22 protein-coding genes and 1 other annotated feature (1 of these 23 only partly in view) are annotated in these 21126 nt (G+C 43.8%); of the genes, 2 read left to right on the top strand and 20 right to left on the bottom strand.

What is annotated here, in order from left to right:
- Positions 1-177: a binding site (T-box leader), on the bottom strand (it extends 50 nt beyond the left edge of the window).
- Positions 178-316: 139 nt separating this feature from the next.
- The 12 genes from WJ238_RS04375 to WJ238_RS04430 all read right to left on the bottom strand — a co-directional run bounded on the left by WJ238_RS04375 (position 317) and on the right by WJ238_RS04430 (position 13153).
- A complete protein-coding gene (locus WJ238_RS04375; protein ID WP_316269112.1) occupies positions 317-916 on the bottom strand; it encodes a DNA-3-methyladenine glycosylase I in 600 nt (199 codons plus the stop codon).
- A gap of 14 nt (positions 917-930) precedes the next feature.
- A complete protein-coding gene (locus tag WJ238_RS04380; RefSeq protein WP_337606266.1) occupies positions 931-1563 on the bottom strand; it encodes a peptidoglycan recognition protein family protein in 633 nt (210 codons plus the stop codon).
- 150 nt (positions 1564-1713) lie between these two features.
- Positions 1714-2748, bottom strand: coding sequence for an aldose epimerase family protein (locus WJ238_RS04385; protein WP_316269115.1), 1035 nt, complete (start codon positions 2746-2748; stop codon positions 1714-1716).
- A 137-nt stretch (positions 2749-2885) separates the two neighbouring features.
- Positions 2886-4340 (bottom strand): IMP dehydrogenase, encoded by a 1455-nt coding sequence (guaB, locus tag WJ238_RS04390; protein ID WP_230105717.1) that lies wholly within the window; start codon positions 4338-4340, stop codon positions 2886-2888.
- Between the two features lie 98 nt (positions 4341-4438).
- Positions 4439-4933 (bottom strand): DUF6106 family protein, encoded by a 495-nt coding sequence (locus tag WJ238_RS04395; RefSeq protein ID WP_230105716.1) that lies wholly within the window; start codon positions 4931-4933, stop codon positions 4439-4441.
- Between the two features lie 168 nt (positions 4934-5101).
- The gene (gene groL / locus WJ238_RS04400; RefSeq protein WP_230105715.1) at positions 5102-6724 is read right to left on the bottom strand and encodes a chaperonin GroEL; all 1623 of its coding nucleotides are present in this window, start codon (positions 6722-6724) and stop codon (positions 5102-5104) included.
- Between the two features lie 71 nt (positions 6725-6795).
- Positions 6796-7080, bottom strand: a complete 285-nt coding sequence (locus WJ238_RS04405) for a co-chaperone GroES (RefSeq protein ID WP_230105714.1) — start codon at positions 7078-7080, stop codon at positions 6796-6798.
- 112 nt (positions 7081-7192) lie between these two features.
- The gene (locus WJ238_RS04410; RefSeq protein ID WP_230105713.1) at positions 7193-7495 is read right to left on the bottom strand and encodes a hypothetical protein; all 303 of its coding nucleotides are present in this window, start codon (positions 7493-7495) and stop codon (positions 7193-7195) included.
- A 67-nt stretch (positions 7496-7562) separates the two neighbouring features.
- Entirely contained in the window at positions 7563-8345 is a 783-nt protein-coding gene (gene codY / locus WJ238_RS04415) for a GTP-sensing pleiotropic transcriptional regulator CodY (RefSeq protein WP_230105712.1), read from the bottom strand.
- 72 nt (positions 8346-8417) lie between these two features.
- The gene (topA, locus tag WJ238_RS04420; RefSeq protein ID WP_230105711.1) at positions 8418-10496 is read right to left on the bottom strand and encodes a type I DNA topoisomerase; all 2079 of its coding nucleotides are present in this window, start codon (positions 10494-10496) and stop codon (positions 8418-8420) included.
- A 30-nt stretch (positions 10497-10526) separates the two neighbouring features.
- Positions 10527-11615, bottom strand: a complete 1089-nt coding sequence (gene dprA / locus WJ238_RS04425; protein WP_230105710.1) for a DNA-processing protein DprA — start codon at positions 11613-11615, stop codon at positions 10527-10529.
- Positions 11612-13153 carry a YifB family Mg chelatase-like AAA ATPase gene (locus WJ238_RS04430; protein WP_230105709.1) on the bottom strand — a complete coding sequence of 514 codons (1542 nt, stop codon included), beginning with the start codon at positions 13151-13153 and terminating at the stop codon, positions 11612-11614. The genes dprA and WJ238_RS04430 overlap by 4 nt, the downstream gene beginning before the upstream one ends.
- A 257-nt stretch (positions 13154-13410) precedes the next feature.
- On the opposite strand from WJ238_RS04430, the gene sigK reads away from it, so the two are divergent.
- Entirely contained in the window at positions 13411-14028 is a 618-nt protein-coding gene (gene sigK / locus WJ238_RS04435) for an RNA polymerase sporulation sigma factor SigK (protein ID WP_524536988.1), read from the top strand.
- Between the two features lie 22 nt (positions 14029-14050).
- Here sigK and WJ238_RS04440 read toward each other — a convergent pair whose 3' ends face one another.
- From WJ238_RS04440 to mtaB, 8 genes are all read right to left on the bottom strand, one after another.
- Positions 14051-15283 carry a peptidase U32 family protein gene (locus WJ238_RS04440; RefSeq protein WP_230105707.1) on the bottom strand — a complete coding sequence of 411 codons (1233 nt, stop codon included), beginning with the start codon at positions 15281-15283 and terminating at the stop codon, positions 14051-14053.
- Positions 15284-15338: 55 nt separating this feature from the next.
- On the bottom strand, positions 15339-15980 hold the full coding sequence (locus WJ238_RS04445; protein WP_230105706.1) for an O-methyltransferase: 642 nt from the start codon (positions 15978-15980) through the stop codon (positions 15339-15341).
- Positions 15981-16090: 110 nt separating this feature from the next.
- Positions 16091-17758, bottom strand: a complete 1668-nt coding sequence (locus tag WJ238_RS04450; RefSeq protein ID WP_230105705.1) for a ribonuclease J — start codon at positions 17756-17758, stop codon at positions 16091-16093.
- An 18-nt stretch (positions 17759-17776) separates the two neighbouring features.
- The gene (locus WJ238_RS04455; protein ID WP_230105704.1) at positions 17777-18247 is read right to left on the bottom strand and encodes a Fur family transcriptional regulator; all 471 of its coding nucleotides are present in this window, start codon (positions 18245-18247) and stop codon (positions 17777-17779) included.
- A gap of 6 nt (positions 18248-18253) precedes the next feature.
- Positions 18254-18511: a DUF1292 domain-containing protein gene (locus WJ238_RS04460; protein ID WP_230107604.1), complete on the bottom strand. Its 258-nt coding sequence runs from the start codon at positions 18509-18511 to the stop codon at positions 18254-18256.
- A gap of 12 nt (positions 18512-18523) precedes the next feature.
- On the bottom strand, positions 18524-18985 hold the full coding sequence (ruvX, locus tag WJ238_RS04465) for a Holliday junction resolvase RuvX (protein ID WP_230105703.1): 462 nt from the start codon (positions 18983-18985) through the stop codon (positions 18524-18526).
- Positions 18986-18990: 5 nt separating this feature from the next.
- Entirely contained in the window at positions 18991-19254 is a 264-nt protein-coding gene (locus WJ238_RS04470; protein ID WP_230105702.1) for an IreB family regulatory phosphoprotein, read from the bottom strand.
- A 55-nt stretch (positions 19255-19309) separates the two neighbouring features.
- Positions 19310-20611 (bottom strand): tRNA (N(6)-L-threonylcarbamoyladenosine(37)-C(2))-methylthiotransferase MtaB, encoded by a 1302-nt coding sequence (gene mtaB / locus WJ238_RS04475; protein ID WP_230105701.1) that lies wholly within the window; start codon positions 20609-20611, stop codon positions 19310-19312.
- 195 nt (positions 20612-20806) lie between these two features.
- On the opposite strand from mtaB, the gene WJ238_RS04480 reads away from it, so the two are divergent.
- The gene (locus tag WJ238_RS04480; protein WP_230105700.1) at positions 20807-21043 is read left to right on the top strand and encodes an HPr family phosphocarrier protein; all 237 of its coding nucleotides are present in this window, start codon (positions 20807-20809) and stop codon (positions 21041-21043) included.
- Positions 21044-21126 lie beyond the last annotated feature (83 nt).

A 21126-nucleotide genomic window follows, 5' to 3' on the forward strand; every position in this document is an offset into this window, starting at 1 on the left:
CTAAAAAACCTGTCCCCTTAACGCGGAGTTACGATGCTGCATACTGAAAGCTTCTGCTTCGTTGGGCAGCACAGCTCTGGAATGGTTTTCTGTCATCTTCTGCTATAAGAGGCTTCCACCAACTGCCCCTCTCTCTGGATAGCTCACATGCATACTCTTTTCCGTCTCTGCTTTTATCTTTTTAATTTTCACTGACTGACCAGCTATTTTTTATTATAACCATCTACATAGAAAAGTCAATCTTTTTCGCTTTTTCCATACAAAATCGAATGTCTTTTTCCTGCAAAGCCGAAGGAACACAACGACAAAACGCCTCTTATTCCTTATCGCGCCTTTTATGTACTGCATCAGACATTCCCACAATTTCCTGATAACGAAAACAGGATTCCTGATGATCATTGATCATCCCGCAGGCCTGCAGATGAGAGTAAACTGTAATGGAGCCCATGTATTTCATCCCCCTTTTCTTCAGGTCAGCGCTCACCCTGTCAGATAATCCGTTTCTTGCAGGTATCTTGCCATCTTTATGTCCGGTGTAGAGATAGGTCTTTCCATCCGTAAAATGCCAGATATAGGCGCTGAAAGATCCCCATTCTTCTCTGATCTTCTGAAAACAGCGGGCATTATGTATAACAGCCTCAATTTTTCTTCTGGAGCGGATCATTCCTTCCGTGTTCATAATCCGCTCGGTATCCTTTTCTTCATATTCTGCTACTTTTTCAAAATCAAATCCCTCAAAACATTTCCGGAAGATTTCCCTCTTCTGTATCATCATGTTCCAGTTGAGGCCGCACTGCATGACTTCCATCATAAGAAATTCAAACTGTTTTTGATCATCATGAAGCGGGACTCCCCACTCTTCATCATGATAACGGATCATTTTATCATTACATGTACACCATGGGCATCGGTTCATTCAGCATCCCCCTCTCAGGTCCGGTCTATAGCCGCCTGTACATCTTCCTTAAAATTACTCCAGGCATCTTCATTTTCCACAAAATACTTTGGACAGATCTTTCCTGTCACATCATAATGGCGTATGACATCCTCTGCGTCCAGCTGAAACTTCATACACAGCCAGGCACACAGCTGCACCAGAGAGTTGTAGGTTTCATCTGTAAACTCTCCTGTCTCATCCGGATGACAGCATTCAATGGAGACCGTATCTATATTTCTGGAATTAGAAGCATAGGCCACTTCCCATGTCGGAACGCACTGTACAACCTCCCCATCCAATCCTACAATAAAATTACTGCTGGCCTGAGTCTCATGGCTGTCTTTTAATCCCTCAAAATAATCCCTGTTTTCCATTGCTGTAGAACCGGGATTGGCTGTATAATGCACTACAATTCCTGTAATCCTATTTGTCTCTGCCCCCGGCCGGGAATATGGATTTACTGTCAGCAGCTCCACATCTATATCCGGCTTGCTGGCGTCAATCTCATCACTTTGAAACTCTATGTACCCTCTGCCAAGCCATTCCGGTTTCAGAACTCTTATCCCGATCATAGCGACCAGAAGGACAGCCAGGAAGATCATTCCTCTCTTCCAGTATTTTTTCATCTGCCTTTGATGCTGTGCTTTTGTCTTTCTCCTTTTTATATTTCTCGTTGTATTCATCTTCTCTTTCCCACACTTTTGCCATACTGTATATTTATTCTATCATATGCTGCGAAAAGAAATCTGAAGACTTACTTATCTTTTCCTGAAATTTTAAGAAACAACAGAAAAGCAATATCTTGTTTCTGTCTCATAAATTTCTCCTGCTGAAACAACAGGACTTGCAAACTGCTCTTTATTTACTGCATCCGGGAAATACTGTGTCTCAAAACACACTGCGCTTCTTCTTCCATATGTATGACCGTTTTTCCCGTGGTCATCTTCCAGGAAATTCGCTGTATACACCTGCATTCCCGGAAGATCCGTATAAACTTCCATTTTGATCCCGCTTTGCCTTGAAAGGAGCTCTGCCGCTTTCCTAAGCCCGCTTCCATTCAGTACCCAGTTATGATCATATCCGCCTCCCAACTTTAACGCCTCATAGCTGCTGTCTATCTCCTCTCCGAGTAACTTTCCTGCCCGGAAGTCCATAGGAGTTCCTGCTACCGGGATAATCTCTCCTGTCGGAATGGAAGCTTTATCTGCCGGAGTATAGGTATCAGCATTTATCCACACCTTCTGCTCCAACACCGTCCCTGTTCCCTCTCCATCCAGATTGAAATAACTGTGATTCGTCAGATTCAAAATGGTATCTGCTGCGGGTACTGCATGATAATGGATATTTACTCCGTTGTCCTCTGTCAGAGTGTACGTCACTTCGATATCCACGGCTCCCGGATACCCCTGATCCATATCCGGACTGTGAAGCAGGAAGATCACATGGCTGTCATCTGCCTCTTTCACCTGCCATATCCGCTTATTATAAAAATCCATCCCACTATGGAGGTTATTGTCATGATCGTTTTTTTCCAGCCGATATGTTTTTCCGTTCAAAGTGAAGCAGGCCCCTCCAATACGATTGGCGCTTCTTCCCACTATAGCCCCGAAAAATTTGTCTCCATTTTCATATCCTTGCGGATTGTCATATCCCAATACCACATCCCGTTTTTCTCCGTTTTTATCCGGCACAAATACATTGACCAAAACCGCGCCGTAATCACTGACCCGGATTTCCATACCGTTTTTGTTCTTCAGAGTAAAAAGGGATATCTCCCGTCCGTCTGATAATTTTCCAAATATCTCTTTCATAGTTTCTTTCTCCTCTCATATACCGACACTTCTATCAATTATTATAGCGAAAAAGAAAAGAAGGAACAATGCAAATTTCTCTGCCCTTGCTCCTTCTTATATATTTCTATTGATACGCCGTTTCCGCTAAACTCTCTTTACTCGTCTACACTGTAGTTCGGCGCTTCCTTTGTGATATGAATATCATGAGGATGGCTTTCTTTCAAAGATGCAGCGGAAATCTTAATAAATCTTGCATTCTTCTTCAGATCTTCAATAGTCGGAGTTCCGCAGTATCCCATACCGGAACGCAGACCGCCCATAAGCTGGAACACTGTATCTTCCACTGTTCCCTTATATGCCACACGGCCTTCCACGCCCTCCGGCACAAGCTTTTTCGCATCAGACTGGAAGTAGCGGTCTTTGCTTCCGTTTTCCATAGCAGCAATGGAACCCATACCTCTGTACACTTTGTATTTTCTTCCCTGGAACAATTCGAATGTTCCCGGGCTTTCGTCACATCCCGCAAAAATGCTTCCCATCATACATACATTGGCTCCTGCCGCAATAGCCTTTGTCATATCTCCGGAATACTTGATTCCACCATCTGCAATAATCGGAATACCGTATTTGTCCGCCACTTCATAGCAGTCCATTACCGCTGTAATCTGCGGTACACCAATTCCTGCAACAACACGGGTTGTACAGATAGATCCCGGTCCGATTCCCACCTTCACAGCATCCACTCCGGCTTTGATCAAAGCCTCTGTGGCCTCTCCGGTCGCTACATTTCCTGCGATCACCTGAAGATCCGGGAACTTTGATTTCACCATATCAACCGTACGCAGAACGTTTGCAGAGTGTCCGTGAGCGGAGTCCATAACGATCACATCCACCTTTGCATTTACCAGCTCCTGGGCTCTCTCCAGACAGTTTGCCGTAATACCGATCGCTGCGCCGCACAGAAGGCGTCCCTGCCCGTCCTTTGCAGACAGCGGATATTTAATCTGTTTCTCAATGTCCTTAATGGTAATCAGACCTTTTAAATTAAAGTTTTCATCAACGATAGGAAGTTTTTCTTTTCTTGCCTTAGCCAGGATCTTTTTCGCCTCTTCCAGGGTAATTCCCTCCGGTGCTGTGATCAGGCCTTCTGCAGTCATGGATTCTTTGATCTTCTTTGTAAAATCCTCCTCGAATTTCAGATCACGGTTGGTAATGATACCTACCAGCTTTTTCCCTTCCGTGATCGGCACACCGGAAATACGGAACTTAGCCATCAGCTCATTTGCATCTGCCAGTGTATTTTCAGGAGAAAGATAAAACGGGTCTGTGATAACGCCATTCTCTGAACGTTTTACCTTGTCCACTTCTTCTGCCTGCTGCTCAATGGACATATTTTTATGGATGACACCGATCCCTCCCTGTCTTGCCATAGCAATCGCCATACGGTGTTCTGTTACAGTGTCCATCCCTGCACTCATCATAGGAATATTCAGTCTGATCTTCTTTGTCAGATCAGTCGATAAGTCTACCTGATTTGGAATCACCTCTGAATAACCCGGTACCAATAGTACGTCATCAAATGTAATTCCTTCTCCAATAATTTTTCCCATCGTTGAAATCCTCTCTTTCTTCATCCATCTTATGTTTATGTGCTATCATACATAATACTGTGGTTCTTTGTCAACAGGTTTCCACATATTCTTTTTCATTATTTTCGAATCACTTTCCTGGGGGCCAGAAGGTAAACTCCTTCTATCAGCTCCTCTTTCGGCTCAAAAAGAACTTTTGTGATCTCTCCTGAACGACTGATCACAAGTATATATCTATTCCGGGACTCCGGATTTCCGCTGCTGTAATCATAGAACTTAGACTCTCTGAAATCCTTCAGTTGGAAAGCATTTTCCGGCGCCAGAATCTCCATATCTTTTACATTTGCAGAAAACATGTGTTTTCTCTTTTCTTTGTGCATGATCTTATCAATATCGAGATCACCATTGATATAGATATATTCATATTCCACATCCAATTTTCTGAACAGAAACACATCCACAACGATCATAATAACCGGAAGGAGCATAAGAAGCGGAAATAAAAAAGCGGCAAAAAATGAAATTACCGTCAGGGCAATCAGCACTGTCTTTTTCATAATGTCCTTCCCGTCTGTACGTTTCTTTATCAGCTGTTCTGTATAAAAATCACTCATTGTTTTTTCCTCCGCTTTGTATTGATATGTACCTTCTCTTTGTAAGGGAATCTATCTCTTACAAAGAGAGGGTACATATATTGTATCACAAATGGACAAAAAAAGAAAACTCCCCTTACAGAGAGTTTTCTTTTTTTATTCTTTTTTTATATTCCGCACTGCGAGGAATTACATCATGCCCATTCCACCGCCGCCTGCCGGCATAGCAGGAGTTTCTTCTTTAATATTTGCCACAACAGATTCTGTTGTCAGAAGTGTAGATGCAACGCTGGTTGCATTCTGCAGAGCGCTTCTTGTAACTTTTGCAGGATCCAGGATTCCGGCTTTTACCATATCTACATACTGTTCTGTATATGCATCAAATCCCTGTCCCGGCTCTGATTCTCTGACTTTATTGATGATAACCGCACCTTCCAGACCTGCATTTGCAACAATGTGGAACAATGGAGCTTCCAGAGCTTTCAGTACAACATTTGCTCCTGTCTTCTCGTCGCCTTCCAGAGTATCAGCAAGTTTTGCCACTTCCTTGGAAGCGTGGATATATGCAGATCCGCCTCCGGCAATAATTCCTTCCTCGACTGCCGCTCTTGTAGCTGCAAGAGCATCTTCCATACGAAGTTTTGCTTCTTTCATTTCTGTCTCTGTTGCTGCTCCGACACGGATTACTGCCACACCGCCTGCCAGTTTTGCAAGTCTTTCCTGAAGTTTTTCTCTGTCGAAGTCAGAAGTGGTCTCCTCGATCTGCTTTTTGATCTGTGCAACACGAGCTGCAATTGCTTCTTTATCTCCAAGTCCATCTACAATAACTGTATTTTCTTTCTGAACTTTTACAGACTTTGCACGTCCCAGCTGATCCATTGTTGTCTCTTTCAGATCCAGCCCAAGTTCATCGGAAATTACCTGTCCGCCTGTCAGGATTGCAATGTCTTCCAGCATTGCTTTTCTTCTGTCACCATATCCCGGAGCTTTTACCGCTGCCACATTAAATGTTCCACGCAGTTTGTTGACAATAAGAGTTGTCAGAGCTTCACCTTCTACATCTTCAGCAATAATGAGAAGTCTTGCTCCTGCCTGTACGATCTGCTCAAGAAGAGGAAGGATCTCCTGGATATTGGAAATCTTCTTATCTGTGATCAGAATATACGGATCTTCCAGATTTGCTTCCATTTTATCCATATCTGTTGCCATATAAGCAGATACATATCCGCGGTCAAACTGCATACCTTCTACCAGATCCAGCTCTGTCTGCATAGTCTTGGATTCCTCGATAGTGATAACACCGTCGTTGGAAACTTTCTCCATTGCCTCTGCGACCATTTCACCTACTTCATCGTCGCTTGCGGAAATTGCTGCAACTCTTGCAATCTGATCTCTTCCTGTTACTTTGCTGCTCATTTTCTGGATCGCTTCTACCGCTGTCTCTGTTGCTTTCTTCATTCCTTTTCTCAAAACGATCGGATTTGCTCCTGCTGCCAGGTTCTTCATTCCTTCATGGACCATAGCCTGTGCAAGCACAGTTGCTGTTGTTGTTCCGTCTCCGGCAACATCGTTTGTCTTAGATGCAACTTCACGGATCAGCTGCGCTCCCATGTTTTCAAAAGCATCCTCAAGCTCAATTTCTTTTGCGATCGTTACACCGTCGTTTGTAATAAGCGGAGCTCCGAAAGATTTGTCAAGGACTACATTTCTTCCTTTTGGTCCAAGTGTCACTCTGACTGTATCGGCCAGCTGATTTACTCCTGATTCCAGAGCTGCTCTGGCATCTGCTCCGTATTTGATTTCCTTTGCCATGATAACATTCCTCCTAGTTCTTCTATTTTCAATGTCTATGATCTGTAATCTATCTTAGCTTATTTGTATCTCTATTCAATCACTGCAAGAATATCACTCTGTCTTACAATGATGTATGTTTCTTCATCAGCTTCTACTTCTGTACCAGCATACTTGGAATAGATAACCTGCTGTCCTTCTTTCACATGCATTTCTACTTCTTTGCCGTCTACAACTCCACCCGGTCCTACTGCGATAACTTCTGCCTGCTGCGGTTTTTCCTTATTCTGTCCCGGCAGAACAATTCCGGATTTTGTTGTTTCTTCAGCAACTAACTGTTTCAATACAACTCTGTCTCCCAATGGTACTAATTTCATGAATGGTTCCTCCTTTAAGCTATCTATTTTGTTAGCACTCATAAAAAGAGAGTGCTAAAAAACTCTAGTTATAAAATAGCACTCTCCTTTTCGTTTGTCAACACACTTTCTGTTAGTTTAGATTATTTTTATAAAATCCATTTTCAATGCCAAATACAAGCTGGCTTCCATTTTTATCAAGAAATCTTTCCTTTACTCTCCCCTGGCATACCAGCTCCTCTTCAGCCATAAGGGTACAGCTGTATTCTGCATCCAGCGATATCCTTGTAATATCTTCTCCGTTCATAACCAGATATATGCGTTCACCTTCCTCATCATACCTGCTGACTGTGCATGTGTACTCTGTCCTGTCCAGGGGTTCGTCTTCCAGGAATACACTGGTCATCTTCAGCACTGCGCTGCATTTTTCAAACATAAAGTCCTCCTTCTCAAAAGAAGGGTATCAGTTCCCCGATACCCTTTGCTTTGTGCTGTCCTGATTTTTATTTGTTTCTTTCTTCTTTGATCTTTTCCAGTTCTGTGAAAACATAATCATTCACTACTTTAATGTAAGTACCTTTCATTCCGGAAGATCTTGATTCGATTACTCCGGCGCTTTCAAATTTCCGGAGTGCATTTACAATGACTGATCTGGTAATTCCCACCCGGTCTGCAATTTTGCTTGCCACAAGAATCCCTTCTGTTCCTTCCAGTTCATCAAAAATATGAATGATCGCTTCCAGCTCCGAGAAGGACAATGTGCTGATGGCTGACTGTACAATGTGTTCTTTTCTTGTCTCCTCTGCATTTTCTTCGTTTACAGAACGAAGCATTTCCAAGCCTACTACTGTTGTTCCATACTCACTTAAAATAATATCATCAATTTCATAGCCGGCATTCTGTTTGTAGATAAATAATGTTCCAAGCCTCTCTCCGGCAATATCAATGGGAGTGATGATCGCCTGATATCCTTTTGCTGCCTCCGGGGAAAATCCCAGAGTTTCCAAATTTACATTTTCCTTAGTAGACAGGATATTCAAAAGCCTCTCATTGAGCATTTCATCAATGTGGCAGCCCACTTCACCTTTGATCAATTCTGTGATCACACCTACACCACTGCATCTGCTGGCTCCAAGAACTTTTCCTTTTTTACTGATTACCAATACATTGGAATCCAATATTTCTGTCAACACTTCACAGATGTCATTGAAAACTACTTTGCTGGAGTTATTGTTGTGCAGTAATTTATTGATTTTTCTTGTTTTATCTAATAATTGTACACTCATAAGCATCCTCCATCCTTTGAACATTATATTATCATACAATTCTGGAAATTACAATGATTATGCGAAATTTTCTTAATTATCTTTTGCTTTTTTTGCTTCTACATATCCGCATTTTTCATTCATACAGACAAGTTTACTTCCCTTTTCTACCATGTAACCGCCGCATTTTGAACATTTCTGCTCTGACGGCTTCTGCCAGGACATAAAATCACAATCCGGATTATCTTCACATCCGTAATATTTTCTTCCTTTTTTCGTTTTTCTAAGGACAATATCTTTCCCACATTTGGGACATTTCACTCCGATCTTTTCCAGATAGGGCTTCGTATTGCGGCACTCCGGAAATCCGGGGCAGGCAAGAAATCTTCCGTGAGGTCCATACTTGATCACCATATTCCGTCCGCATTCTTCACAGATCACATCTGTGACTTCATCTTCAATCTTGACGCTTTCCTGCTCTTTTTCTGCAATCTTTACCGCTTCTTCCAGATCAGGGTAAAAATTTTCAATTACTGTTTTCCATGCAACTTTTCCTTCTGCAACTTTATCAAGAAGGCCTTCCATGTTTGCCGTAAAATTCACATCTACAATGGCCGGAAAGGACTGCTTCATAATATTGTTCACTACCTCTCCGATCTCCGTCAGGTAAAGATTCCTGTTTTCCTTTGCTACATATCTTCTGGCTATAATTGTAGAAATCGTGGGGGCATAAGTACTGGGGCGCCCGATTCCAAGCTCTTCCAGTGTCTTTACAAGGGAAGCTTCCGTATAATGTGCCGGCGGCTGGGTAAAATGCTGTTTTGTGTCAAATTTTTCCCAATTCAGGACAGAATCTTTATCCAGTCCCTTCAAGAGCACATTGGTTTCTTCTTTTTCCTCATCTGCTTCTGTGTAAACTGTGCGGAATCCTTCAAAAACAATCTTAGAAGCCGCAACCTGAAAACGGTAATCTCCCGCCGCAATTCTGACAGATGTTGTCTCATATTTTGCCGGTTTCATCCTGCTGGCGACAAATCTCTTCCAGATCAACTGATACAGGCGGAACTGATCTCTGCTCAAAGATTCTTTCACAGCAGCCGGAGTTCTTGTTACATCTGTAGGACGAATAGCCTCATGGGCATCCTGTATGTTCTTTCCATTTTCCTTTCCCGCTGCACCGGAAGCGACAAATTCACTTCCGTAATTTCCCGAGATGTACTCCCTTACACTGGCTTCTGCCTCATCGGAAACACGGGTGGAGTCTGTACGCAGATAAGTGATAAGACCCACTGTTCCGTTTCCTTTAATATCGATTCCTTCATAAAGCTGCTGTGCAATACGCATCGTTTTCTGCGTAGCAAAGTTCAGCACTTTCGATGCCTCCTGCTGCATGGTACTGGTAGTGAAAGGCACCGGAGCTTTTTTGTAGCGCTCTCCTTTTTTGATATCTGCCACCTGATAGTCTGCTCCCTCCAGCTCTTTTACTATCTGGTTCAGCTCGCTTTCAGAACGAATCGTCATTTTTTGTTTTTCAGTCCCATAGAATTTAGCTGTCAGAGGCTTCCTCTCACCCTTTACTTTTAAGACGGCATCCAGAGTCCAATATTCTTCGGGAATAAAGGCATTGATCTCTTCCTCCCGGTCTGCGATGATCCGAAGAGCCACAGACTGTACACGTCCGGCGCTTAATCCCCTCTTTACTTTCGCCCACAAAAGAGGACTGATCTTATATCCAACGACACGATCCAGCGCCCGCCGGGCCTGCTGGGCGTCTACAAGATCCATATCAATCTCTCTTGCATTTTTAATGGATGCTTTTACTGCATTTTTAGTGATCTCGTTAAAGCTGATCCTATATGTCTTTTTATCTTCCAGTTTCAATGCTTTACACAAATGCCAGGAAATCGCTTCCCCTTCACGGTCAGGGTCGGTTGCAAGATAAACTTTATCCGCTTTTTTTACTTCCTTGCGAAGGCTGGCAAGGATATCCCCCTTCCCGCGGATGGTAATATATTTCGGTTCATAATCATGCTCCACATCGATTCCAAGCTGACTTTTTGGGAGATCCCGCACATGACCGTTGGAAGCCATAACTGTATAATTACTTCCCAAAAACTTTTTTATTGTTTTTACTTTTGCAGGAGACTCTACAATAACAAGATAATGAGCCATACTTTTTTCCTCCAATACCTTCTGCGTTTCTTATTCTGAACGGATATAATAATTTTTCGAAATTTCCTGAATGTATCCTTTTAATTCCAAAGCCACCAGCGTTTCCATAACCTGAAACGGTTCCAATCCTGTTTCTTCTATGAGCTGATGAACTCCCTTGGGAAACAAATCGAGACAACTATACAATATATTTTCGGTGCTTTCAAGCATTTTTTTATTTTTGTCTGATTTTTTAGCGAAATTCTTCCTTAAATAGCCCATTGTTTTCATCTCCTCCACAAAGTCTTCCGCTGAAATCAATATCCCCGCTCCCTGCCGGATCAAAGCATTGCATCCCCGGCTCAAAGGACTTGTCACCGGTCCCGGAAGCGCATACACCTCCTTTCCCTGTTCCAATGCAAAATCTGCTGTAATCAGCGAACCGCTCTTTTCTCTTGCTTCCATGACAAGTACAAGCTCCGAAAGAGCGCTGATGATCCGATTTCTTCTGGGGAAATTCCCCTGAAGAGGCGGACTGCCGGGAAGCTGCTCCGATAAGATTCCTCCTGATTTTTGTATATCAACATAAAGTCCCCTGTTCTCCCGCGGATAGCATACATCCACGCCAGATCCCAATACAGCATATGTGCATCCATCTGCATTTATTGCCCCTCTTCCTGCCGCCCCATCTATCCCCCTTGCCATCCCGCTGATGATCTGTACTCCCGCCCCTGCAAGGAGTTCCGCAAAAGCGATTGCCTGCCTTTCTCCATAAGCACTGCACTGTCTGGCACCTACAATTGCTGCCGACACTCTGTCTTCTTTTGGCAGATTTCCCCTGACAAACAAAGCATAAGGCTGGTCATTCAAGTCTTTCATTCTCTGCGGATAAGCCGGATCAAAATAAGGGATAAACTTTATATTTTTCTCCAAAAATCTTTCATACTCTTCTCCCACTTTGCTGTTTTTCTGACAAAATCCGATGGTTTTTCTGTCATTTTCTGTCAGGTATTCCTGCTTTTTCAGCAAGCTTTCTTCTATATAATATATGGCTTCCCCACTGCCCGCTGCATCCCGCAGCCTTCTCTTTTTCTGATGTGAAAGTCCCCGGATCGAAGCAAACCAGTATTCATATTTCATTTCAGATTCCCCCAGTATCTTTGATCCGGCATACGATAGGCGATTGCCTCTCTTAAATGTCTTACGCCAATCTTCTCCTGTCCCGCAAGATCCGCAATGGTTCTTGCCACCTTCAGTGTTTTGTGATAAGTACGCGCCGTCAGCCCGATCCTTGTAAACGCTTCTTTTATCACTCTTTCTTCCTCCGCTCCCAAAGAGCAGTATAAAGAGATCCTGGATGCCGGAATCAGGGCGTTGACAAGAAAATCCTCCTCTTTGTATCTTCTCCTCTGACGTTCCCGGGCCTCACATACCCGGGCTCTGATCTCTGCAGAGGATTCCTCTTTTGATGAAGATTTCAGCGTACCGTAATCCAGTCCCGGCGAGTCAATGCAAAGGTCAATACGGCTAAGCAGCGGTTGGCTGATTTTCCCCAGATACTGCTGGATCTGACCGGAAGTACAGCTGCACCTTGACAAATCCGGATAGTATCCGCAGGGACAGGGGTTCATTGCTGCAACCAGCATAAAATCAGCAGGAAATATATACACTCCCTGTTTTCTCACCAGCCGTATCCTTTTTTCTTCCAGAGGCTGACGGAGCACTTCAAGTACCGGTCTTGCAAACTCTGTCAGCTCATCCAGAAACAGAACTCCCTTATCTGCCATAGTGATTTCTCCAGGCACAGGATACTGGCCGCCTCCGATCAGCGCCGCCTTTGTCACTGTATGATGCACCTCCCGGAAAGGTCGCTTTGTTATAAGCGGGAACTCATTTTGCAAAAGTCCCTGTACGCTGTATATTTTCGTCAGCTCAATGCTCTCTTTTTCGGTCAGAGGGGGAAGTATGGTAGAAACGCGGCTTGCGATCATAGATTTTCCGCTTCCCGGCGGTCCGATCATCAAAAGATTATGCCCGCCGCTTACTGCAATTTCTGCTGCACGCTTTACACCTTTTTGCCCTTTTACATCTGCAAAATCCAGGGAGGATTCCTTCTCTGTCCTTTCTGCAGTTATTTTGCTTCTCCTACTCTTTTGGGGCACAATACCGCCGGACAGTGTTTCCCACAATTCTCGGAGCGTCCGGAATGCATAAATGCGGATCCCGTCTACTAAAGCTGCTTCCTCTCTGTTTTCTACAGGAATCAGGCACATCTTCATCCCCTGTTCTCTCGCTTCCCACACAATAGGAAGCACTCCCGCCACCTGACGGATAGAACCGTCAAGCCCCAGCTCTCCTACAACAACTGCAGATTCCAGTACCGAGATGGGAATTTCCCCCAGAGACACCAGGATAGACAATGCGATTGCAAGGTCAAAAGAAGAACCTCTCTTTCTTATATTTCCGGGAGACAGATTGATCACCGTTCTTTTGGGCGGAAAAGTAATGCCGGAATTTCGGATAGCTGTCCTTACTCTTTCTCCGGCTTCCTTCACCTCTGCCGCAAGATACCCCACCATATGAAACATGGGGAGTCCGGTGCTTAGATCTGCCTCCACCTGTACAAATTTTACTTCAAGTCCCTGGAGAGCTGCGGAATATACCGTACCTACACTCATCATATTCCTCCTTTTTCATTTGACATGTGAGATTGTTTCTTCAGGCAGACTGCCTGAATTGAAATTGATCGAAACAGAACTTTTTTATCATTTATGTTGCCTTTTATAGTCCACATAATATATTATTTACGTAAACTTGTCAACTCAAATTCCCATGTTGCTGTTTTCTTGGACAAAAGAGATATTTGCACATGGAAAAGCACGAATCAGCCTGTTTTCACATAGACTGTAATTAACTACGCTAAGAGGTGCTTCTATTGAAATCCTTTCCTTCTCCTCTAACAGCCGCTGAAGAGCAATACTACCTGCAGAAATATACGGAAGGAGACCTGGAAGCCAAACACATCCTTATTGTGAGAAACCTGCGCCTGGTCGCGCACATCGTCCGCAAATACCAGACTGCAGATGAGGACACAGAAGATCTTCTCTCCATCGGCACCATCGGGCTGATCAAAGCGGTCGTTACTTTCAATCCTGACAAATCTGTACGCCTCGGAACTTATGCGGCAAGGTGTATCGAAAATGAAATTTTGATGTATTTAAGAACGAAGAAAAAATCTTCAAAAGAAATCTCTCTCTATGAACCCATCGGAACAGATCGGGAGGGCAATGAAATCCAGCTTTTTGACATCATTGAATCACAAAATGATGATGCCCATGAGAAAGTTATGCTGGGAGACGATATCCGGCTTCTGTACTCTAAAGTGGAATCCGTCCTCTCTCCACGGGAACGTCTGGTCCTGAAAATGAGATATGGTTTATATAACGAAGAAGAATACACACAGCGGGAGATTGCCAGACAGCTTGGTATCTCTCGTTCTTACGTTTCCAGAATCGAAAAGAGTGCAATAGAAAAGCTGCGGGCCTATTTTTGATCTGCCCGCAGCTTCCTGCACTTTATTCTATTTCTTTTCTTCTTAAAATATCATACCGATCCGCTTTTTCTCCCAGATCCACATACAGAACCTGCTTCGGATGAGGCGCGCTCTCCTGTTCGTTTCCATCTTCATCAAGAATCCTCTTCACCTTTACCTCTGCATTTGTTCCGTCCGGCTTCATGATCTCAATCTGTTCCCCCACAGAAAATTTATTTCTCTGTTCAATCCGGTACAATCCGTCCTTTTCTTCTCCTATGATTCCAAGATAGGTATAATCTTTTGCGTAAGTATTGTTGTCATATATCTGGCTTGTCTCATCCGGTTTTCCAAAATAAAATCCCGTGGTAAACTGCCGGTATGTACAGCCTATGATCTGTTCCAGATACCAGGGCATATTTTTCCGATAAAGCTCCGGATCTTTCTGGTAGTCGTCAATAGCCCGGCGGTATGTTCTTGCCACTGTAGCTACATAGAGGGCTGTTTTCATGCGCCCTTCAATTTTCAGACTGTCTATACCGGCGTCGATCAATTCCGGGATATGCTCGATCATGCACAGATCCTTGGAGTTAAAGATAAACGTACCTCTTTCATTTTCATAAACCGGCATATATTCGCCAGGTCTTGTCTCCTCCATGACAGAATACTTCCATCTGCAGGGATGGGTGCAGGCTCCGTGGTTTGCATCTCTTCCTGTGAAGAAATTGCTCAGAAGACATCTTCCGGAATAGGAAATACACATAGCGCCGTGCACAAAACTTTCAATTTCCATCTCTTCCGGAATATTGCGGCGGATCTCCTTGATTTCTTCCAGAGACAGCTCCCTCGCCGACACCACCCTCTTTGCCCCCAGGCGCCACCAGAAATTATATGTTCCATAATTCGTATTGTTGGCCTGAGTGCTGATATGCCGCTCGATTTCAGGACAGATTTCTCCTGCAATATCGAAAATGGCCGGATCGGCAATGATCAGCGCATCGGGCTTCATTTCCTTCAACTCTTCAAAATATTCCCTCACTCCCGGCAGATCATCATTGTGAGCCAGAATATTGGCTGTCACATAAACTTTTACTCCGTGTTCGTGAGCAAACTTTATCCCCTCTTCCATATCAGAACGGGAAAAATTCTTTGCTTTCGCACGCAGTCCAAATGCCTCTCCGCCGATATAAACTGCATCGGCTCCAAAAATAACTGCTGTTTTCAATACTTCCAGGCTGCTTGCCGGGATCAGCAGTTCCGGGTGTCTTTTCTTCATTTTCTCCCTTTATCCTTTCCATTATTGTTTCATACTCAGCTGTTTTATACTGAGTCTATTGCTTTACACTCAGCGCAATTCCATCTCCCAGCGGAACAATGGAAGTAAGAAGTCTCTCATCGTGCTTCAGTTCATACAGATATTCCCTCATTCTGCTGTGAATGGTCCGGTTTCTCCTCTCCACCGCAAAGCGGGATTCCAGAATATCTCCATCCTGCAGCACATTATCAGATACCAAAAGGCCTCCTTTTCTTAAGAGCCGGATCGCCTCCGGCATATAATGAATATACTGTCCTTTTGCCGCGTCCATGAAAATAAGATCAAAGGGGCCCTCGAGACCTTTCATCACTTCCAGGGCATCCCCCTCTACCAGGGTAATTGCCTCTTCTTTTCCTGCCCGGCGGAAATTTTCCCTCGCGATCGGAATACGCTTTTCATAATTTTCAATTGTAGTAATATGACATCCCTCCGGGGCATAAGCGTTCATCAAAAGCGCGGAAAATCCCACTGCCGTTCCGGCTTCCAGTATACGCATGGGCCGATGGATCTGAAGCAATACCTTCAGAAAGCTTTGGGTTTCCTTTCGGATGATCGGCACATTCGCATCCAGAGCCTCCTGCTCAATTTCCTCCAAAATAGGCAGATCCCGGCTCTCCAGAGAGTTGATAAATGTTGTCAAACGTTCGTCCGTTATCACTTTTACACATACTCCATTTCATTTTTACACAGGGTTATTCGCAGTTTTACCCACCACTTACGTTAATTTGGGACGTAACACTTTTAAAAAGTGTTACGTCCCAAAGTGTATTAAACATCCATAATAATCGGCAGGATCATCGGGCGTCTCTTCGTGCGTTTCCAGATAAATTCATTCATCGTGTCACGTACTACCAGCTTGATCTTGCTCCAGTCAGCGCCTCTTTGCCGATGCAGGCAATTGTCCACCGCCTCCACCAGCACTTTTCTTGCATCTTCCATAAGACCTTCGGATTCTCTGACATATACGAAGCCTCGTGATACAATATCCGGTCCTGCCAGAAGCTGGTTAGTTCCCCGCTCCAGCGTCATGACAACGATCAGGATTCCGTCTTCTGCAAGATGCTGACGATCTCTCAATACAATATTTCCTACATCGCCGACACCAAGACCGTCTACCAGCACTTCTCCTGTGTGTACTTTATCGACTACTTTTGCTTCCTTATCGCTGACTTCCAGCACATCGCCGGACTGCAGCATAAAAATGTTCTCTTTCGGGATTCCAAGGGACTGTGCCAGAGAAGCGTTTGCCTTTCTGTGACGGTATTCCCCGTGGATCGGAACCGCATATTTCGGTTTCACAAGAGAATAGATCAGTTTCAACTCTTCCTGACAGGCATGTCCGGAAACATGGGCATCCTGGAAAATAACGTTGGCCCCTTTTTCAGAAAGTTCATTGATCACTCTTGATACAGACTTTTCATTCCCCGGTATAGGATTGGAACTGAAAATAACCGTATCTCCCGGCATGATCGTCACTTTCTTATGAATATCAGCTGCCATTCTGGATAACGCGGCCATAGATTCTCCCTGGCTTCCTGTGGTGATCAGAACTGTCTTCTCCGGCGGATAATTCTTCAGCTGGTCAATCTCGATCAGAGTTTTATCCGGTACGTTCAGATAACCAAGTTCCTGAGCCGTAGAAATGATATTTACCATGCTCCGGCCTTCCACAACAACTTTTCTGTCATATTTGTAAGCCGAATTAATAATCTGCTGCACGCGGTCCACGTTGGATGCAAATGTAGCAATAATAATCCTTGTATTGCGGTGTTCCGCAAACAGATGGTCAAAAGTATGACCTACTGTGCGTTCTGACTGTGTAAATCCGGGTCTCTCGGCATTGGTACTGTCTGACATCAGCGCCAATACTCCTTTCTTCCCAATCTCTCCGAATCTTTGCAGGTCAATAGCATCGCCAAATACCGGCGTATAGTCCACCTTAAAGTCTCCGGTATGCACCACGATCCCTGCCGGTGAATAAATGGCAAGGGCAGATGCATCCTGGATGCTGTGGTTTGTCTTGATAAATTCAATCCGGAACTGTCCCAGATTGATAGACTGTCCGAATCTTACGACCTTCCTTCGTGTACTGCGCAGAAGGTTATGCTCTGTCAGCTTCTTTTCAATAATACCCATTGTAAGTTTTGTTGCATAAATGGGAAGATTCATTTCCTTTAAAACATATGACAGCGCTCCGATGTGATCCTCGTGTCCATGGGTAATGACAAATCCCTTTACTTTCTGAATATTATCCTTCAGATAAGTAATATCCGGGATGACCAGATCAATACCGAGCATATCATCCTCCGGGAAAGCCAGACCGCAGTCCACCACAATAATACTGTCTTCGTATTCAAAGGCAGTAATATTCATTCCGATCTTCTCCAGACCCCCAAGCGGAATGATACGCAGTTTTCCATTGTTTTCTTTTTTCAACTTTACACCTCCATAGGTTTATTTTCCGTTATTTTGCTTTTCCCGACATTTTCTGCACTGCCCATAGAATTTCAGCTCGTGATCCATAACGTGGAAGCCTGTTTCTTTCTCAATATGATCCTCCAGGTTCTCCAGAAGATCATCCCGAAATTCCATTACGCTCCCACAGTCACGGCAGATCAGATGGTGATGGTGATGATGGGGTTCCGTTCTTTCATCACAGAAATCCCCTATCTCGTACCGCACACATCCATCATCCAAAATGATCCTGTCTACAAGCTGCATTTCCAGCAGAAGCTGAACCGTCCGGTATATCGTTGCCAGACCGATCTCCGGATAATCCTCCTTCACCAGTTCAAAAATGTCTTCTGCAGTCATGTGCTGCTCATGATGTTCTGCAAGCACTTGTAACACAAGCAACCTTTGATTGGTTACTTTGAGTCCCTTTTCTTTCAGCATTTCCTTAAATTTTTCCTGACTTATAGACATAGTATGCTACCTTTCAATCTCAACATCTTCAAGCAGTTCCTCAAATACTTTGGATACGGCCATCAGCTCTGTATCATCCTCCACAATTTCGTAAATGCTGTCTGTATCTTTATCTTCTGATCTGTCCTTCAAAATCAGGCATTCTGCATCGCCTTCTTCTGAATCGGTTACCAGAATATAGGACGTTCCGTTAATTCTCGTCTGCTCCAGTACGTAAAATTCAACTTCCTCCGCACCATCTGCACAAAATTTAATTTTTTCCATCATATTAACACCTCAAAACAAGCTCTGTAAATCTTCGGCGCCGCCTTTATCGCTCTGTCTGTTTGCATCCAGATATCCCTGCAATATAAAAACAGCCGCAATCTGATCCACATACTTCTTGCGGTCTTCCCTTCTAACTTTGCTTTCTTTTAAAGTCCGTTCCGCTTCCACTGTAGTCAGACGCTCGTCCCACATCACGACCTCCAGGCCGGTACGCCGGCGGAGCATCTCACCAAATTCCAACGCTTTTTCCGCTCTTTCTCCCACATCGTAATTCATATGCCGGGGAAGTCCCAGTACGATGGACTCCACCTCATATTCCCGGATAATCTCCTCAATGCGGGCACATGTTTTTCTAAGCTTGTTCTCTTCCTTTCTCCAAATGGTTTCCACTGCCTGCGCTGTAATACCCATAGGATCACTTACAGCCACACCTACAGTCTTGGAACCATAGTCCAGTCCCATAATTCTCATAGAAATTATTCCCAATCATGATGCGCAATATACGTCTTGAGCATCTCTTCTACCAGTTCATCACGCTCCACTTTCATGATCAGGCTTCTCGCTCCATTGTGACTGGTAATATAAGTGGGGTCTCCGGACATAATATAACCCACAATCTGATTAACCGGATTATATCCCTTTTCGCTCAGCGCTTTATACACTATTTCTAGGATGTCCTTGGCCTGAATCTGCGGGCCGCTTTCCACCTGGAAAAACTGAGTGTTTGTTAATTCTCTCATATTCACGTCCTCCAAAAATACTTCATACTTATTCTACTCTATTCCCATCTGAAATTCAATGAATTATTTGTAAACGGTTCTCAATTTCTACATTTATCAACTGATTTGCCAAATTTTCTGGCGTTTTTTGTCCGACTTTCACATATTCCGGAGTATAGCCGACCTGATAAATACCATCTTCTCTTTGCACAGACTCCTCTATAAGCACTTCCCTGCTGGTGCCGATCAGCTTTTCTTCATAAGCGTTCTGTTTCTTCCGGCTAAGTTGGATCAGCGCATTGCTCCGTTCTGCTTTTACTTGCTCCGGGACCTGCCTGTCCATAGCAGCAGCCTTCGTCCCTTTACGGGGGGAATATTTGAAAATATGTGTCTCATAAAAATTAACTTTATCAATAAAGTCTCTGGACTTTTCAAACTCCTCCTCAGTTTCTCCCGGGAATCCTACGATCACATCTGTCGTGAGAGCCGGATCCTGAAAATATTTTCGGAGAAGACAACATTTTTCATAATATTCTTCAGAGGTATATCTCCGGTTCATTCTTTTCAGCGTTTCGTCGCATCCGCTTTGCAAAGAAAGATGAAAGTGGGGGCAAATCTTGGGAAGTTCTGCCAGAGTACGTGCAAACTCCTCTGTAATGATCCTTGGTTCCAATGAACCCAGCCGGATCCTTCGTATTCCTTCTACTTTATGCACAGCCTGGATCAGATTCAGCAAATTGTCCTCCTGATCGATTCCGTAAGAGCTCAAATGGATTCCTGTCAGTACGACTTCTTTATATCCGCCTTTTGCCAGCTCTTTTACTTCCCGAACCACATCTTCTCTTTTCCGGCTTCTCACCCTTCCTCTTGCATAGGGAATAATACAGTAGGAGCAAAACTGATTGCATCCATCCTGTACTTTGATATATGCGCGGGTATGTTCTCCCGTATGGGTCAGATGAAGCTCCTCATACTCCGAAGTATGACCAATATCTACAATTTCTTTTTGAACAGCAGTCTGCCTGCCTCTCTTTTCCCTCTCCTGCCAATAGTGTTCCAGGATTCCGGCAAGCTCCTGCTTTTTGTTGTTACCGATCACGATATCGATCCCTTCCTCCAGCTCATCTCCCCGCGCCTGCACATAGCAGCCTGCCGCAACAATAACCGCATCGGGATTCATTTTTCTTGCCCGGTGAATCATCTGTCTGGATTTCCGGTCTGCCATATTGGTTACTGTACAGGTATTAATAACATAGACGTCGGCTTTATCATGAAAGGAAACGATCTCATAACCGCTCTTTTCCAAAATCTCCTGCATCGCTTCTGTTTCATATGCGTTTACTTTGCATCCCAAATTGTGAAGTGCTGCCTTTTTCATTGATTTCCTCTCTTTTCTTATATTGCTTTGTATAAATGATATCGTAAGCTGCTCTGCCTGACGGCTTCATACAAATTGTTGTATGCTTTAACGAATTTCAGCCTGATTCTTTGGCAATTTGTTCCTTGACTTTTATCTATGCACCTCTTAAGATGTTTATAGAAAATGAATTAGAAATCAAGGAGGTTTTTCCAAATGAAAACAGTACAAATTTCTTTAAACTCAATTGACAAAGTAAAATCTTTTGTAAATGATATTACAAAATTTGACTATGATTTCGATTTAGTATCCGGCAGATATGTAATTGATGCCAAATCTATCATGGGTATTTTCAGCCTGGACCTGTCCAAGGCAATCGACCTGAATATTCATGCCGACAATGACAGTGATGTAGCTGAAATCCTGGAAGTTCTGAAACCATACCTTGTATAGACCGATTGGTACTGCACCGAATATCATATAGACAAACATAAAATAACAGATACGCCGAAATGCTCTGACATTCCGGCGTATTT

Origin of the sequence: Claveliimonas sp. (assembly GCF_037273965.1) — a bacterium.
Taxonomy (GTDB): domain Bacteria; phylum Bacillota; class Clostridia; order Lachnospirales; family Lachnospiraceae; genus Claveliimonas; species Claveliimonas bilis.

Coding starts and splice junctions, on each gene's coding strand:
- WJ238_RS04375 (WP_316269112.1), bottom strand. CDS start 916: ATGAACCGATGCCCATGGTGTACATGTAATGATAAAATGATCCGTTAT.
- WJ238_RS04380 (WP_337606266.1), bottom strand. CDS start 1,563: ATGAAAAAATACTGGAAGAGAGGAATGATCTTCCTGGCTGTCCTTCTG.
- WJ238_RS04385 (WP_316269115.1), bottom strand. CDS start 2,748: ATGAAAGAGATATTTGGAAAATTATCAGACGGACGGGAGATATCCCTT.
- guaB (WP_230105717.1), bottom strand. CDS start 4,340: ATGGGAAAAATTATTGGAGAAGGAATTACATTTGATGACGTACTATTG.
- WJ238_RS04395 (WP_230105716.1), bottom strand. CDS start 4,933: ATGAGTGATTTTTATACAGAACAGCTGATAAAGAAACGTACAGACGGG.
- groL (WP_230105715.1), bottom strand. CDS start 6,724: ATGGCAAAGGAAATCAAATACGGAGCAGATGCCAGAGCAGCTCTGGAA.
- WJ238_RS04405 (WP_230105714.1), bottom strand. CDS start 7,080: ATGAAATTAGTACCATTGGGAGACAGAGTTGTATTGAAACAGTTAGTT.
- WJ238_RS04410 (WP_230105713.1), bottom strand. CDS start 7,495: ATGTTTGAAAAATGCAGCGCAGTGCTGAAGATGACCAGTGTATTCCTG.
- codY (WP_230105712.1), bottom strand. CDS start 8,345: ATGAGTGTACAATTATTAGATAAAACAAGAAAAATCAATAAATTACTG.
- topA (WP_230105711.1), bottom strand. CDS start 10,496: ATGGCTCATTATCTTGTTATTGTAGAGTCTCCTGCAAAAGTAAAAACA.
- dprA (WP_230105710.1), bottom strand. CDS start 11,615: ATGAAATATGAATACTGGTTTGCTTCGATCCGGGGACTTTCACATCAG.
- WJ238_RS04430 (WP_230105709.1), bottom strand. CDS start 13,153: ATGAGTGTAGGTACGGTATATTCCGCAGCTCTCCAGGGACTTGAAGTA.
- WJ238_RS04440 (WP_230105707.1), bottom strand. CDS start 15,283: ATGAAGAAAAGACACCCGGAACTGCTGATCCCGGCAAGCAGCCTGGAA.
- WJ238_RS04455 (WP_230105704.1), bottom strand. CDS start 18,247: ATGTCTATAAGTCAGGAAAAATTTAAGGAAATGCTGAAAGAAAAGGGA.
- WJ238_RS04460 (WP_230107604.1), bottom strand. CDS start 18,511: ATGGAAAAAATTAAATTTTGTGCAGATGGTGCGGAGGAAGTTGAATTT.
- ruvX (WP_230105703.1), bottom strand. CDS start 18,985: ATGAGAATTATGGGACTGGACTATGGTTCCAAGACTGTAGGTGTGGCT.
- WJ238_RS04470 (WP_230105702.1), bottom strand. CDS start 19,254: ATGAGAGAATTAACAAACACTCAGTTTTTCCAGGTGGAAAGCGGCCCG.
- mtaB (WP_230105701.1), bottom strand. CDS start 20,611: ATGAAAAAGGCAGCACTTCACAATTTGGGATGCAAAGTAAACGCATAT.
- WJ238_RS04480 (WP_230105700.1), top strand. CDS start 20,807: ATGAAAACAGTACAAATTTCTTTAAACTCAATTGACAAAGTAAAATCT.